The sequence below is a fragment of the Streptomyces sp. NPDC001002 genome, assembly GCF_053599215.1.
This window is the reverse complement of record NZ_JBSFLV010000024.1, coordinates 82,609-95,652: the sequence shown is the minus strand read 5'-3', so window position 1 is coordinate 95,652 and position 13,044 is coordinate 82,609. Positions and strand designations below refer to the sequence as shown.

Below are 13,044 nucleotides of genomic sequence, written 5' to 3'. Positions count from 1 at the left end.
GCCGACACCTTCAGGGCCGGCCTGCTGCCGCTCTCCGCCTCCACCGAGAGGAAGGAGAAGCCGCGGTAGCGGACCCGCGACCACTCCACGGTCTCCTGGGCCGAGCCGTGCGACTTCGTCCACTGGAAGGTGTCGACCGAGTCGTGCCGCGTGACGTGCCCCTCGTAGCTCTCCTTCACGCCCGACGGGAAGCCGTACAGGTCACGGCCGCCGCCGCCCGCGGTGACGTAGACGATCCCGTCCTTCGTCGGATCGGTCGACGCGCCGATGGGCACCGCCCGGCCGACCTTGTCGCCCTTGACGGCGTCCGTGCGCTCGTAGACGTGGTTGTGGCCGTTGATCACCAGGTCCACCTGATGCTTCGCGAACAGCGGCAGCCACTCGGCGCGCACCCCGCCGTCGGAGGCGTGGGCCGAGGTCGAGTAGGCGCAGTGGTGGAAGAAGACGACCACGAAGTCGACGCCCTTCGCCGCCCGCAGCTCACCCAGCTTCGTGTCCAGCCACTTGGTCTGCCTGCCCTGCGAATAGCCGAAGTTGGCGGGGATCTCGTACGACACGTCGTTGGCGTCCAGCGCCACGAAGCCGACGTTGCCGTACGTGAACGCGTACACGCCCGGCGAGTTGCGCGGGTCGAAGCCGTTGTCCGGGAGGGACCAGCGGGCGAGCTGGCCGCCGTAGCCGTCGGGCGAGTACCAGGCCTCCATGTCGTGGTTGCCGGTCGTCACCATCCACGGCACGGACTTCGCCACCGACTCGTTCTGCTTGAGGAACAGGTCCCAGTAGCCGGGGTCGTAGCCGTCGGCCTTCTCACCGCGGCCGTTGGTGTCGGCGTAGCAGATGTCGCCGGCGTGCAGATGGAAGGCGGGCTTGCGGCGCAGGATCGCGTGGTCGCCGGTGACCGCGGCCTGGCTGACGCCCTGGTCGCCGAAGGCCGTGAACACGAACTTCTCCGGGCTCGCCGGTGCGGTGCGGAACTCGCCGATGGTCGAGCGGTGTTGGGGCGCGGTCGGGTCGAAGCCCTCGTGGCCGACGCCGTAGTAGTACGTGGTGCCGGGGCGCAGGCCGTCCAGGGCCGCGTGCACGTAGTACTGCTCCAGGGCGGAGCGGACGCCGGTGAGGCCTGGCGTGTGCAGGTCGCGGATCTCGGCGGTGATCTTCTGGCCCAGGTCGTCCGGCCTGGTCCCGACACGGACGTACGGCTTCTTGACCGCGAACGGGACCTGCCAGGAGACGCGCATCTGGGACTTCGGGTCGGCGCCGAAGGCGAGGTGGCGGCCGAAGGGGGTGACGACGGCGCCGGACACCTTCGAGGTGGCGGGACTTGGAGTGGCGGTGCCGCTCGTCCGTCCGCCGGTCGACTTGCCGTCGGATCCCGTGCCGGCGCACCCCGTCAGCAGCCCGCCCGCCACCGCGCCCGCGGTCACCAGCGTGCGGCGCCGCGTCAGCTTGGTGCGCAGGTACTCGTACTGCTCGGCCATGCTCATCCGGCGTGCGAGGTGCTCCGGGATGCCGACGTCAGGTACGGGGGGTTCGGGGGGTGTCCCCCCGAAAAGCACAGTCATGTCGATGAAGTTCCCAGTGAACCTCAACGAAGGCCATGCGTAAGGGTGAACGGAGGTCGAACGGCTGACGCCCGCGCCCTCTCGGAGATCCCTGGCTGTCCGTATCGCGGACACCCCATGTCATCCCATGGGACGAGGAGTAGGGTGCCGACATGTCTCGCAGCATCAATCTCGCAGTGATCCCCGGGGACGGCATCGGCCAGGAAGTGGTGGCCGAGGGTCTGAAGGTCCTCTCCGCCGTCCTTCCGCAGGATGTGAAGCTGGAGACCCGGGAGTACGACTTCGGTGCCAAGCGCTACCGCGCCACCGGTGAGACCCTCACCGACGCCGACCTTGACTCCCTCAAGCAGCACGACGCGATCCTGCTCGGCGCGATCGGCGACCCGTCGGTCCCGTCCGGTGTCCTGGAGCGCGGCTTCCTGCTGAAGCTCCGGTTCGCCTTCGACCACCACGTCAACCTGCGGCCGAGCAAGCTGCTCCCGGGTGTGGCCACCCCTCTCGCCGGTCAGCCGGAGATCGACTTCGTGGTCGTCCGCGAGGGCACCGAGGGTCCGTACACCGGAAACGGCGGCACGATCCGCAAGGGCACCGAGCACGAGGTCGCCACCGAGGTCTCCGTGAACACGGCGTTCGGTGTCGAGCGGGTCGTCCGGGACGCGTTCGCCCGCGCCCAGGCCCGTCCGCGCAAGAAGCTCACGCTGGTCCACAAGAACAACGTGCTGACCTTCGCGGGTCACCTGTGGACGAACGTCTTCAACAAGGTGGCCGAGGAGTTCCCCGAGGTCACCACGGACTACATCCACGTCGACGCGGCGACGATCTACCTCGTCACCGACCCGGCCCGCTTCGACGTGATCGTCACCGACAACCTCTTCGGCGACATCATCACCGACCTCGCCGCGGCCGTCTCCGGCGGCATCGGCGTCGCCGCCAGCGGGAACATCAACCCGTCCGGCGAGTTCCCCTCGATGTTCGAGCCGGTCCACGGTTCCGCGCCCGACATCGCCGGCCAGGGCAAGGCCGACCCCAGCGCCACGGTCCTTTCCGTCGCCCTGCTCCTGCGTCACCTCGGCTACGAGGCCGAGGCCGCCCGCATCGACGAGGCGGTCGCCGCCGACCTCGCCGACCGCACCGGCAAGCCCGCGCGCAGCACGTCCGAGATCGGCGACGCGCTGTCCGTACGAGTAGCCGGCTGACCCGCCGAGTCACTCGAAAACTCTCGCAGTCTTTCGAAGCCGCCGGGTCGCATATGCACCCGGCGGCTTTCGCTATGTCCCCGCCGGGTGCCACCATCATCCCCTGGGTCGCATTCACGCCGTTTTCTCCCCCAGTGCCAAATGCCTGGGCGGTGCCCCCATCGGCAGCCCGCGCGCGATAATCGAACGCGGAGCCGCGGTATGAGGGAATGCTCGGACGTCCTAACACTGGCCACTGGCAGTAGCGGGCGTGAGCGCGGCCCGTCACTACACAACCGGTGAAGGACACCTACTCATGACGACGCCCACGATCGAGCTCAAGCCCTCGGCCTCGCCACTTTCCGCCGCCGAGCGGGACGCGATCCTTACGAACCCCGGGTTCGGCCGCCACTTCACCGACCACATGGTGACGATCAAGTGGACCGAGGGCCGCGGCTGGCACGACGGCCAGCTGGTTCCGTACGCCCCGCTCCAGCTCGACCCCGCGACGATGGTCCTGCACTACGCGCAGGAGATCTTCGAGGGCCTCAAGGCCTACCGGCAGCCCGACGGTTCCGTCGCCACCTTCCGCCCGGAGAAGAACGCCGAGCGCTTCCAGCGGTCCGCGCACCGCCTCGGCATGCCCGAGCTGCCGGTCGAGACGTTCATCGAGGCCTGCGACGTCCTGGTCCGCCAGGACCAGGACTGGGTCCCGGCGCACGGCGGCGAGGAGTCGCTCTACCTGCGCCCGTTCATGATCGCGACCGAGGTGGGCCTCGGTGTGAAGCCCGCCAACGAGTACCTGTTCCTGGTCATCGCCTCCCCGGCCGGCGCCTACTTCCCCGGCGGTGTCCGCCCGGTGTCGATCTGGCTCTCCGAGGACCGCGTCCGCGCCGTCCCCGGCGGCATGGGCGACGCCAAGACCGGCGGCAACTACGCGGCCTCCCTGCTCGCCCAGGCCGAGGCCGCCGCCAAGGGCTGCGACCAGGTCTGCTACCTCGACGCGGTCGAGCACAAGTGGGTCGAGGAACTCGGCGGGATGAACCTGTACTTCGTGTACGGCGACCGGATCGTCACCCCGACCCTCACCGGCTCCATCCTGGAGGGCGTCACCCGCGACTCCCTGCTCGCCGTCGCCGCCGACCTCGGGTACACCGCCGAGGAGGGCCGGGTCTCGGTCGACCAGTGGCAGCGCGACGCGGAGAACGGCAGCCTCACCGAGGTGTTCGCCTGCGGCACCGCCGCGGTGATCACCCCGGTCGGCACGGTCAAGCGGACGAGCGCCGAGTGGCAGCAGTCCGGCGGTGAGCCCGGCGAGGTCACCGTCCGCCTCCGCGAGGCCCTCCTCGACATCCAGCGGGGCACGGCCGAGGACAAGCACGGCTGGATGCACGAGCTCGGCTAGACCGGGTTGGATCCGGCTGGATCCGGCTGGATCCGGTTAGATCCGGCTGGTCGCCTTGGGGGCCGTCGCGGACTCGGTGTCCGTGACGGCCCCCGTCGTCATCAGGACGAACGCCAGCCCGCCGACCACCCCCGACAGCAGGAAACTGCAGTCCACCCCACCCGTCAGCGACAGCAGCGGCCCCTCGTACGACGGCAGTGACACGGCGAGCAGGCCGACCCCCGCGCCCACCGCCCACGCGATCACGGCAGGCAGATTCCAGCCGCCCCGGAACCAGTAGATCCCGCCCCGCGAGCGGCGGTTGAAGACCTGGAGGGCGTCCGCGTCGTACACGCCCCGGCAGCGGACGAAGCCGATCAGGGTGATCACCGCCCACGGCGTGCCGATCGCCGTCAGGAGCAGGACGAAGGACGTCATCGCGGACTGGGCGTTCCACGCGTAGTGGCCGACGAAGACGCAGGTCGTCGCGGCCAGCGCCACCGTGCAGGTGGCCCGGGCCCGGGAGGCGCGGGGCAGGATCGCGTCCAGGTCGAGGCCCATGGAGTAGAGCATCAGGCCCGCGTTGCCGACCGAACCGGCGGAGGCGGCGAGCAGGAGGGGGACCAGGTACCAGCCGGGGGAGGCCTGCACCAGGGGGCCCGCGTAGTCGAGGGCCGCGTGGGCCGCGTACGCCGTGAAGGTGCCGAAGAGCTGGGGGACCAGGAGACCGGCGATCAGGCCGAGCCAGGTCGCGTGCAGGACCCGGCGTGAGGTGTGACGGGCCGGGGAGATGTACCGCGTGTAGTCGCCGAGCAGGGTGATGAACGCGATCGGTCCGGACAGTCCCGCCGCCACCGTCGCCAGACACCACGTCGGCCAGAACCCGCCCAGCAGATAGCCGCCGGCCTCCGGCAGCGCGCCGGTCGAGAAGTGCGGGGCGTACGCGATCACGCCGAGGACCAGCAGCGCCGTCATGCCGATGGACAGCACGCGGGACATGGCCAGCAGCACCCGGTAGCCGTACACCGCGCCCGCCACCGTCGCCGCCGCGAGCAGCGCGTACACGACGGCGTACGAGCCACCGCCGGCCGGCAGCCCGAACAGCCGGCCCAGCACGCCCACCATGACATCGCCGCCGATCCACACGGTCAGCGCGGTGTAGCCGAGGGCGAGGAGGAGGCCGACCACCGAGCCGACCAGCCGGCCCCGCACCCCGAACTGGGCGCCGGACGACGTCGACAGGTTGGTCGCGGTGCGCAGCGAGACCAGCGCCAGCGGGGCCGTGAACAGCGTGCCGACCACCGTGCCCGCGACGATCGAGGAGACCGAGGCCCACCAGCCGAGCCCGAAGGACGGCGGCAGCCAGCCGAAGATGATCACGCCGAGACAGAGGTTGGAGCCGAGCAGGATCGACACGAGGTCGCGCGGACCGCTGGTGCGCTCCTCGTCGGGGATGGTGTCGACTCCGCGCTGTTCTATCGGCATGGTGGGTCTCCTTCGACGGCCGCCAAGTTTTTTAGAGCGGCGTTCAATGTGACCCGTGCCAAGCTTGTGCGTCAATGTTTCCGTTCCATGAATCCGCCGTTTAGAGTGTTGCTCTAAATTACTGAGAGGTGCCGTGCCGTGAGACTGACCCCGACGGAACGTGACAGGCTGCTGCTGTTCTCGGCCGCCGAGCTGGCCCGTGCCCGCAAGGCGCGCGGCCTCAGGCTCAACGTGCCGGAGGCCACCGCGCTCATCGCGGACACGGTGTGCGAGGCGGCCCGGGACGGGCACCGGCTCGCCGAGGCCGTCGAGCGCGCCCGGTCCGTGCTCGGTCCCGCCGACGTCCTGCCGGGTGTCGCCGACATCGTCACCGAGGTGCATGTCGAGGCCGTCTTCGACGACGGTTCGCGCCTCGCGGTGGTCTCCGACCCCATCGGCGGCGGACTCGGCGGCGATGCCCCGGGTGCGCTCCTCCCCGGACCCACGCACGCCGAGGCCGAGCCGGCCGTCCGGCTCACGGTCACCAACACCGCGACCGTGCCCGTCTCCGTCACCTCGCACTTCCACTTCTTCGAGGCCAACCCGCGCCTCGACTTCGACCGGGGCGCCGCCTACGGCATGCGGCTCGCGGTACCGGCCGGATCGTCCGTCCGCTTCGGCCCCGGCGAGAGCGTCGAGGTCGGTCTGCTGCCGATCGGCGGGGAGCGGATCGCGATCGGGTTCGCCGGGCTCGTCGACGGACCGCTGGACGCGCCGGGCGCGAAGGAAGAGGCCCTGCGCAGGGCGATCGCCTGCGGCTACCTGGGAGTTGAGCAGTGAATCCGTACGAGTACGCCGCCACCCACGGCCCCCGCGCCGGCGATCGCGTCCGGCTCGGCGACTCGGGGCTGACCATCCGCGTCGAGTCCGACTCCCAGCGCTACGGCGACGAGTTCCTGGCCGGTTTCGGCAAGACGGCACGGGACGGGCTGCACCTCAAGGCCGCCGCTGTGCGAGACACCTGCGATGTCGTGATCAGCAATGTGGTCGTGATCGACGCCGTGCAGGGCATCCGGAAAGTGTCCATCGGGATCCGCGAAGGGCGGATCTGTTCCGTCGGGCGGGCCGGCAACCCCGACACCCTCGACGGGGTCGATGTCGTGGTCGGCACGGGTACCTCGATCGTCTCCGGCGAGGGGCTGATCGCCACCGCCGGTGCCGTCGACACGCACGTCCATCTGCTGTCGCCCCGCATCATGGAGGCCTCGCTGGCGTCCGGCGTGACGACGATCGTCGGGCAGGAGTTCGGCCCGGTGTGGGGCGTCGGCGTCAACTCGCCCTGGGCGCTGCGGCACGCGTTCAACGCCTTCGACGCCTGGCCGGTCAACATCGGTTTCCTGGGCCGGGGTTCGTCGTCCGACGCGGCTCCGCTGGTGGAGGCGTTGGCGGAGGGGGGCGCGTCCGGCTTCAAGGTGCACGAGGACATGGGCGCCCACACCCGGGCGCTGGACACCGCGTTGCGGGTCGCCGAGGAGCACGACGTCCAGGTCGCCCTGCACAGCGACGGGTTGAACGAGTGCCTGTCGGTCGAGGACACCCTGCGCGTCCTTGAGGGCCGCACCATCCACGCCTTCCACATCGAGGGCTGCGGCGGCGGACACGTCCCGAACGTGCTGAAAATGGCGGGAGTTGCGAACGTCATCGGCTCCTCCACCAACCCCACCCTCCCCTTCGGCCGGGACGCGGTCGCCGAGCACTACGGCATGATCGTCTCCGTCCACGACCTCAAGACCGACCTGCCCGGCGACGCGGCCATGGCCCGCGACCGCATCCGCGCCGGGACCATGGGCGCCGAGGACGTGCTGCACGACCTGGGCGCGATCGGCATCACCTCGTCGGACGCGCAGGGCATGGGCCGGGCCGGCGAGACCGTGCGCCGTACCTTCGCGATGGCTGGGAAGATGAAGGCCGAGTTCGGCGCGCTCGGCGGTTTCCCGGAGGCGGACCACGACAACGACCGCGTCCTGCGGTACATCGCCAAGCTGACCATCAACCCCGCCATCGCACACGGACTTTCGCACGAGGTCGGCTCCATCGAGGTCGGCAAGCTCGCCGACATCGTCCTGTGGCGGCCGGAGTACTTCGGCGCGAAACCGCAGCTCGTCCTGAAGTCCGGCTTCCCGGCGTACGGCGTGGTCGGCGACCCGAACGCGGCGACCGACACCTGCGAACCCCTCGTCCTGGGCCCGCAGTTCGGCGCGCACGGCACGACACCCGCCGACATCTCCGTGGCCTTCGTCGCGCAGGCCGCCCTCGACCAGGGCAACGACAAGATGCCAACCCGTCGCCGCAGAGTGGCCGTTCGCGGCACGCGCGGCATCGGACCGGCCGACCTGCGCCTCAACTCCCGTACCGGAGCGGTCGACGTCGACCAGCGCACCGGTCTGGTCACCCTCGACGGCGAGCCGATCCGCTCGGAACCGGCCGAGGCCGTCTCCCTCAACCGCCTGTACTTCCTCTAGAACACACCGCTTTCTACTTCCTCCGGAACACTAGGACTTGGGACTTCTGATGAGCTTCCGTATGCCGCCCGAGTGGGCCCCGCACGAGCGCACCTGGATGGCCTGGCCCGGCCCCAACCCCACCTTCGCGGACGCCGACGACCTCGCCGCCTCCCGCGCCGCCTGGGCGTCCGTCGCCCGTGCCGTGCGCCGCTTCGAACCGGTGACGATGGTGCACGGGCCGGGACAGGGGGAGTCGGCGCGCGAGCTGCTCGGCCCGGACGTCGACCTGGTCGAGCGTGAGCTGGACGATGCGTGGATGCGGGACATCGGGCCCACCTTCGTCACCGACGGTCGTGAACTGGCCGCCGTGGACTGGACGTTCAACGGCTGGGGCGCCCAGGAGTGGGCCCGCTGGGAGCACGACGCGAAGATCGGCTCCTACGTCGCGGGCCTCGCGGGCGCGAAGACGCACGCCTCGAAGCTCGTCAACGAGGGCGGTGCGATCCACGTCGACGGCGAGGGCACGGTCCTGCTCACCGAGACGGTCCAGCTCGGCGCCGGCCGCAACCCCGGCTGGACGCGCGAGCAGGTCGAGGCGGAGATCCACGCCAAGCTCGGCACCAGCAAGGCGATCTGGCTCCCGCGGGGCCTCACCGGCGACTACCCGCCGTACGGCTTCGGCACCCTCGGCCATGTCGACATCGTGGCCGCCTTCGCGCGCCCCGGTGTCGTGGTCGCGCACTCCCAGCCGGATCCGGCGCACCCCGACCACGAGGTGAGCGAGGAGATCATCGGCCTGCTGAACGCGCAGACCGACGCCCGCGGCCGGCGCCTGGAGGTCGTCGAGGTCCCGGCACCCACCGTCCTGGAGGCCGACGGCCACTGGGCCGACTACTCCTACATCAACCACTACCTCTGCAACGACGGCGTGGTGCTCTGCGCCTTCGACGACCCGCGGGACGAGACCGCGGCCGGAATCTTCCGGCGCCTGTTCCCCGAGCGGACGGTGACCCTGGTCGACGCCCGTACGATCTTCTCCGGTGGGGGAGGCATCCACTGCATCACGCAACAGCAGCCGAGGGTCTGAGGATCCAGCGAGAGGGAGACGGGCGATGGCCGGTGCGCGGAAGATCGCGCCGCCGCGCGAGGAGGTCCTCGCCGCAGCCATGGGCATGATCGCCGAACGCGGTCTGGAGCAGCTCACCATGGCGGCGCTCGGCCGCGAGGTCGGCATGAGCAGCGGCCACCTCCTCTACTACTTCGGCTCCAAGGACGAACTCCTGCTGCGCACCCTGGAGTGGAGCGAGGGCCGCCTCGGCACCGAGCGCGGCCGGCTCCTTGTCGGCCCCGGCACGGCCCGCGAACGCCTCGACGCCTACGTCGACCTGTACGTCCCCGACGGCCACCGCGACCCGCACTGGACCCTGTGGCTGGAGGTCTGGAACCGCTCGCAGAACGCCGACGAGGCCGCCCGCGAGCGGCAGGCCGCCATCGAGGGGGCCTGGCACCGCGACCTGGTGGCGCTGCTCGCCGAGGGTGTCTCCCGGGGCGAGTTCCGCCGCGTCGACCCCGACCGCTTCGCGGCCCGGCTGCGCGCTCTGCTCGACGGCTTCTCCATCCATGTGGCGATCGGGCTGCGCGGCACGGACCGGGCGCAAGTTCTCGGCCATGTACGGGAGTTCCTGGACGAAGGCCTTCTCGCGGACGTCTGAGGCTGTGCCCTGGTTGTACGCAATACGACCGATTGACCCTGTAGCCGACGGTGCGTTTGCCTCGAAGGGAGCCCTCGGCGCAGGGCCGGGGGAGAAGCGTCCACGGGGATCTCAGGGGGGAACCATGTCCAGAGCCGCAGGTGTGTCCGGCGTCGCCTTAGGGACGGCGGTGCTGCTCGCGCTCACCGCGCCGACCGCGTCCGCCGCACCGCACGCACCCCGGGTGGAGCGGGTGAGCACCGCGGCCGACGGCACCCAGGGCGACGGCGCCTCCGCCACCGCCCTGACCACGCCGGACGGCCGCCATGTCGCGTTCCGTTCGGCGGCGACCAACCTCGTGCCCGAGGGCGTCACCCACCCGGGCACCTACGCGTACGTCCGTGACCTCGCCACCGGCGCGGTCACCAAGCTGGAGGACCCGCTCTCCACGCCCCGGCTCAGCGCCGACGGCCGCTACGCCACGTACATCGCGTGGGGCAGCCGCACCATCAACGTCTTCGTGACCGACCTGAGCACCGGCACCCGGAGCCCGGTCGGCACCGGCGGGCAGGACAGCGCGTACGCGCCCGCGATCAGCGCGAACGGCCGGTACATCGCCTACCAGTGGAGCGGCCACCCGCAGTTCCCGACCCGTATCGACCTCTACGACCGGGTCACCGGCGCCCGCGAGACCGTCAGCGCGGGCCCGCAGGACGACTCCACGCGGGACATGGACAACCCGTCGATCAGCGGCGACGGCCGCCGGGTCGCCTACCAGGACGACGGCAGCGGCGACGTATGGGTCGCCGACCGGGTCACCGGCGCGCAGACGCGGGCCGACGACGGCACCCGCTCGACCGTCGTGCAACTGAGCGCCGACGGCCGGGTCCTGGTGATGGACTCGGCGGCCGGTTCCTACGTACGGGATCTGCGCACCGGCCGGGTCGAGCACTTCGCCGGCGAGCGGGTGCGGGCCGTCAGCCCCGACGGGCGCCGGCTCCTCCTCCAGGACACGGAGTCCGGCCTCTGGCTGCGGAACGTGCGCGGCGGGCAGCGGGTCGCCGTCGGTCACGGCAGCGCCGCCGCGGGCTCGCTCTCCGACCGGGGCCGCTCGGTCGTCTACACCTCGGCGGACAGCGATGTCGTGCCGGGCGACACCAACAGCGTGAACGACGTCTTCCAGTGGAGGGCACGATGAAGTCCCGCCTCGCAAGAGCCGTACTGGGCACGGCGGTTGTCGTCTCCCTCGGCTGGACGTCCGCGACGGTGTCCGCGACCGCGGCCCCGGCCGGTCCCGCGAAACCGCACACCGAGCGGGTGAGCACGGCGGCCGACGGGAGCCAGGCCGACGGGTCCTCCAACGACCCCGCGATCAGCGCCGACGGCCGGCATGTCGCGTTCGTGTCCTTGGCGCCGAGCTTCGGCTGCTCGCGCGGCACCCCGTGTCTGCTGGAGAAGGACCTGGACACCGGCGAGGTCACCCGGATCGACCTCGGCGGCGGCACCACGTACGGCTCGCCCATGCTGAGCGCCGACGGGAGCCGGGTCGCCTTCTCCGCGGGCACCCGGTTCCTGGCGCCCTACCTGTACGACCGCGCCACCGGCCGCACGGAGCGGCTGTGGCCCCAGAACCCGCCCGGCTTCAACGAGTTGGGCCGCGCCCAGTCGATCAGCCCGGACGGCACGCACATCGCGTACACCATCGGCAGCCGGGGCGGCTCCTCGAACTTCCGGCTCCTGTACGTCCGCGACACGGTCACCGGTACCGACGAACTGATCTCACCCGCCGAGGACGGCGACAAGGCCGGGGCCTCGGTGAGCGGCGACGGCGAGCGGATCGCGTACGGCCTGCGCACCGGCTCCGAGACGGATCCGGGCGACGTCTTCGTCGAGGACCGGGCGACGGGCGAGCGGACCCAGGTCGACGAGGGCCTCGGCTATGCCTCCCTGATCCGCATCACCGCGGACGGCAACCGTGTGCTGCTCGACGCCGAGAGCGGTGTGTACGTCCACGACCTGCGCACCGGCCAGACCCGGCGGGTGGCCGACGGACGGCCCATGTCGGCCACCGCGGACGGCCGGTACGCCGTGGTCGCGGGCGAGGACGGCGTGCGGGTGCGCGACCTGCGGACGGGGCTGCGGGGGGCCGCCCTGCCGGCGAACGCCGCGCTCGGGGACGAGATGCTGGCCGCCAAGGGGCGGGCGGTGGCGTTCAGTTCGTCGGCCTCCCACCTGGTGGCGGGGGACACCAACGACGAGCCGGACGTGTTCGTCTTCTCGGGCGGGCTCGCGAGGAACCCGGCCCCGATGCCGTCCGTCACCGAACGAATCAGCACGGCCTGGGACGGACAGCAACTCGCCGTGGCCTCGCACGACCCGGTGATGGCGGACGGCCGGGTCGCCTCCTTCACATCGGGCGACGACGTGCTCGTCTACGCGCCCGGCGGGGTCTCGCAGGTCAACTCCCCTGCGCAGCAGCCCTCGTCCGACGGCACGCCCTGCACCAGCGGACGCATGGTCAGCTACCTGGCGCCGCACGCGACCGACGGCGGGCCCGAGGTCTTCGTCCGCAACCGCTCGGTCGGCAAACTCACCGGCATCGCGACCCACGAGGGCGTCCGCTTCACCTGGATGGGACACCCCCAGGTGGACCCCACCTGCCAGTGGGTCACCTGGTCCGCCACGCTGCCCGCCACCGACGCCGACCCGCATCCCCAACCCCGCGTCTACCGCTTCAAGTTCAACGGCGGCGACGTGGCCATCGCCAGCGCGCCCACGGGCGAGGCGGCGACCAACCCCTCCATCAGCTACGACGGCCGGTACATCGCCTTCGACCAGGGCGGCGCGATCTACGTCCGTGACCTGGACACCGGCACCCTGGAGAAGGCCGGCACCGGTTCGTCGGCGCCCTCGCTCAGCGCGGACGGCCGCAAGGTCGCCTTCCAGCACGGCCGATACGTGTACGTCCGTGACCTCGACGCCGGGACCACGACCAAGGTCCGCGGCACCCAGCCCTCACTCGCCGGGGACGGCACGCATCTCGCGTACGTCCGGGGCGGGGCCGTATATCTGCGCGAACTGCCCACCGGGAAAGCCCAGTTGATCAGCGTGGACCGCCACGGCGGCCGCAACGACCTCCCGGCCCGGCACCCGTCCGTCGACTACGACGGCACGGTCGTCGCGTTCGAGTCGGCGTCACCCGATCTGGTGGAGGGGGACACCAACGAGGTGTCGGACGTGTTCCTGAGGACAGCACAGTGAGTA

General features: G+C 71.1%; 10 protein-coding genes. 8 read left to right on the top strand and 2 right to left on the bottom strand.

The features are described 5' to 3' along the window. Positions 1-1,562 (bottom strand): purple acid phosphatase family protein (locus tag ACWDR3_RS14050; RefSeq protein WP_450352729.1); only part of this gene is annotated, 1,562 nt, incomplete at its 3' end. Positions 1,563-1,714: 152 nt separating this feature from the next. Between ACWDR3_RS14050 and ACWDR3_RS14045 the strand changes: the two genes are divergently transcribed. Together ACWDR3_RS14045 and ACWDR3_RS14040 are read left to right on the top strand one after the other, a co-directional pair. Then, positions 1,715-2,758, top strand: a complete 1,044-nt coding sequence (locus ACWDR3_RS14045; RefSeq protein ID WP_401722617.1) for a 3-isopropylmalate dehydrogenase — start codon at positions 1,715-1,717, stop codon at positions 2,756-2,758. A gap of 295 nt (positions 2,759-3,053) precedes the next feature. Beyond that, on the top strand, positions 3,054-4,142 hold the full coding sequence (locus tag ACWDR3_RS14040) for a branched-chain amino acid aminotransferase (protein WP_450352728.1): 1,089 nt from the start codon (positions 3,054-3,056) through the stop codon (positions 4,140-4,142). Positions 4,143-4,178: 36 nt separating this feature from the next. On the opposite strand, the gene ACWDR3_RS14035 is transcribed toward ACWDR3_RS14040, so the two are convergent. Continuing rightward, positions 4,179-5,606, bottom strand: a complete 1,428-nt coding sequence (locus ACWDR3_RS14035; protein WP_450352727.1) for a cytosine permease — start codon at positions 5,604-5,606, stop codon at positions 4,179-4,181. Positions 5,607-5,744: 138 nt separating this feature from the next. On the opposite strand from ACWDR3_RS14035, the gene ureA reads away from it, so the two are divergent. The 6 genes from ureA to ACWDR3_RS14005 all read left to right on the top strand — a co-directional run bounded on the left by ureA (position 5,745) and on the right by ACWDR3_RS14005 (position 13,041). Further along, positions 5,745-6,425 carry an urease subunit gamma gene (gene ureA / locus ACWDR3_RS14030; RefSeq protein WP_450352726.1) on the top strand — a complete coding sequence of 227 codons (681 nt, stop codon included), beginning with the start codon at positions 5,745-5,747 and terminating at the stop codon, positions 6,423-6,425. Then, complete coding sequence (locus ACWDR3_RS14025; RefSeq protein ID WP_450352725.1) at positions 6,422-8,107, top strand: urease subunit alpha; 1,686 nt, start codon at positions 6,422-6,424, stop codon at positions 8,105-8,107. The genes ureA and ACWDR3_RS14025 overlap by 4 nt, the downstream gene beginning before the upstream one ends. 49 nt (positions 8,108-8,156) lie before the next feature. After that, on the top strand, positions 8,157-9,176 hold the full coding sequence (locus ACWDR3_RS14020; RefSeq protein WP_450352724.1) for an agmatine deiminase family protein: 1,020 nt from the start codon (positions 8,157-8,159) through the stop codon (positions 9,174-9,176). Positions 9,177-9,201: 25 nt separating this feature from the next. Beyond that, on the top strand, positions 9,202-9,801 hold the full coding sequence (locus ACWDR3_RS14015; RefSeq protein ID WP_450352723.1) for a TetR/AcrR family transcriptional regulator: 600 nt from the start codon (positions 9,202-9,204) through the stop codon (positions 9,799-9,801). Positions 9,802-9,925: 124 nt separating this feature from the next. Next, complete coding sequence (locus tag ACWDR3_RS14010) at positions 9,926-10,978, top strand: TolB family protein (RefSeq protein WP_450352722.1); 1,053 nt, start codon at positions 9,926-9,928, stop codon at positions 10,976-10,978. After that, positions 10,975-13,041 carry a hypothetical protein gene (locus tag ACWDR3_RS14005; RefSeq protein ID WP_450352721.1) on the top strand — a complete coding sequence of 689 codons (2,067 nt, stop codon included), beginning with the start codon at positions 10,975-10,977 and terminating at the stop codon, positions 13,039-13,041. Before ACWDR3_RS14010 ends, ACWDR3_RS14005 begins: the two co-directional genes overlap by 4 nt. Positions 13,042-13,044 lie beyond the last annotated feature (3 nt).

What these genes read in the sequence shown, in the direction of transcription:
- ACWDR3_RS14045 (WP_401722617.1), top strand. Translation starts at nt 1,715, where the DNA reads ATGTCTCGCAGCATCAATCTCGCAGTGATCCCCGGGGACGGCATCGGC.
- ACWDR3_RS14040 (WP_450352728.1), top strand. Translation starts at nt 3,054, where the DNA reads ATGACGACGCCCACGATCGAGCTCAAGCCCTCGGCCTCGCCACTTTCC.
- ACWDR3_RS14035 (WP_450352727.1), bottom strand. Translation starts at nt 5,606, where the DNA reads ATGCCGATAGAACAGCGCGGAGTCGACACCATCCCCGACGAGGAGCGC.
- ACWDR3_RS14020 (WP_450352724.1), top strand. Translation starts at nt 8,157, where the DNA reads ATGAGCTTCCGTATGCCGCCCGAGTGGGCCCCGCACGAGCGCACCTGG.
- ACWDR3_RS14015 (WP_450352723.1), top strand. Translation starts at nt 9,202, where the DNA reads ATGGCCGGTGCGCGGAAGATCGCGCCGCCGCGCGAGGAGGTCCTCGCC.
- ACWDR3_RS14010 (WP_450352722.1), top strand. Translation starts at nt 9,926, where the DNA reads ATGTCCAGAGCCGCAGGTGTGTCCGGCGTCGCCTTAGGGACGGCGGTG.
- ACWDR3_RS14005 (WP_450352721.1), top strand. Translation starts at nt 10,975, where the DNA reads ATGAAGTCCCGCCTCGCAAGAGCCGTACTGGGCACGGCGGTTGTCGTC.